Here is a 1,840-nt window from a genome sequence, read left to right on the forward strand (position 1 = left end):
GCGCGGAACCCGCACCTCACCCTCGCGCACCGCCACCTGCGGCTCACCCGAGGCCAACACCCCGGGCAGTGCATCGAGCAGGACCGACAGCGAGGCCTGGTCCCGGTCCATGTCGACCAGTACGAACCGGTCCGGATTCTCCGACTGAGCACTGCGGACCAACCCCCACACCCCGGAAGCCGGCAGATCCGCCACCACCTCGCCGTCACCCGACGCGACCGCGCCCCGGGTGACGAACACCAGGCGCGAATCGGCGAACCGCTCATCCGCCAACCACCGCTGCAGCAGGCCCAGAACGTGGGCGGTGAGCGCATGCGCCGACCCCACCACCCCGGCCGCCGACTCGGAGACCACTTCCGCCAGTACCACGGCCGGGACCGGACCCGCCTCGGCCAGCGCGGGCAGATCCGCATGCACCGGCACCACGTCCCCGACCGCCCGCAACGCCGCCGCGACACCCAGCGTGTCCGGACCGAGCACCGCCACCGGCACCCGGTCGGCTTCGGACAGTCCACCTGCCGCAGCCCATTCCACCCGGAACAGCGTGTCCTGCCCTGCCCCACGACCATCGGAGATCGCCAGCTGCTCGGAGGAAATCGGCCGCAGCACCACCGACCGCGCCGACAGCACCGGCGCACCCGTCGCATCCATCGCGTTCAGCGAGACCGCATCGCCGCCCGTCCTGGCCAGCCGCACCCGCAGCACCGAGGCTCCGGCCGCGTGCAGGCACACCTCACCCCAGGAGAACGGCACCCGGACAGTCTCGGAATCGTCCAGTCCCGCGAACGGCACCACGTGCAGCACCGCGTCCAGCAGCGCCGGATGCAACCCGAACGAGTCCGCCTCGCTGACCTGCTCGGGCAGCCTCACCTCGGCGAAGATCTCACCGTCGCGTCGCCAGGCCGCCCGCAACCCCTGGAACGCCGGACCATAGGCGAAGCCGTCCTCGGCCAGCTCCTCGTAGAAGCCCTCCAGCTCGATCGCGGACGCCCCGACCGGCGGCCACACCGCCACATCGAACGGCTCGGCAGGCGAAGCATCCGTGGCAAGCGTGCCAGTGGCGTGCCGCACCCACGGCACCTCCTCGGCCGCGTCCGCCGACCGCGAGTACACACTCACCGACCGGCTGCCCGACTCCTCCGCAGCCCCCACCCACACCTGCACCGCCACCGCGTCACTCGCACCGAGCACCAGCGGCGCGGTCAGCGTCAGCTCCTCCACCAGGTCACAGCCGACCTGGTCACCGGCCCGCACCGCCAGCTCCACGAACGCCGAACCGGGCACCACCACCGAGCCCGCCACCACATAGTCGGCCAGCCACGAATGCGACGCCGACGACAACCGCCCGGTCAGCACCACCCCATCGGAGTCGGCCCGAGGCATCACCGCACCCAGCAGCGGGTGCCTTGTCGCGGCCAGGCCCAGAACACGGGCATCGCTGCTCTGCTTGGCGTTCGGCCAGAACCGCTGGTGCTGGAAGGCGTAGGTGGGCAGATCCACCCGGCGACCACCGGTCAATACCTGCCGCCAGTCCACCGTCACGCCGCGCACGAACAGCTCCGCCGCCGACGTCAGCACCCGATCCAGGCCGCCCTCATCGCGGCGCAACGTCCCGGAGATCACCGTGGTGGCATCGGTCTCGTCCACACACTCGCCGATACCGACCGTCAGCACCGGATGCGGACTCACCTCCACGAACACCCGATACCGCTGCTCCAGCAACTGCCCAACCGCCGGAGCGAACGCCACCGTGCGCCGCAGATTCTCACACCAATACCCGGCCTCCAGCTCCGGACCCTCCAGCCACTGACCCGTCACCGTCGACAGCATCGGCACCCGC

General features: G+C 71.2%; 1 protein-coding gene. It reads right to left on the reverse strand.

From position 1 onward, the window contains the following. On the reverse strand, window positions 1–1,830 hold a 1,830-nt coding region (locus ABZ664_RS39350; protein WP_362522385.1), incomplete at its 3' end, for a polyketide synthase dehydratase domain-containing protein. Between the last annotated feature and the right edge of the window lie 10 nt (window positions 1,831–1,840).

Origin of the sequence: Streptosporangium sp. NPDC006930 (genome assembly GCF_040635605.1) — a bacterium.
Classification (GTDB): Bacteria; Actinomycetota; Actinomycetes; order Streptosporangiales; family Streptosporangiaceae; genus Streptosporangium.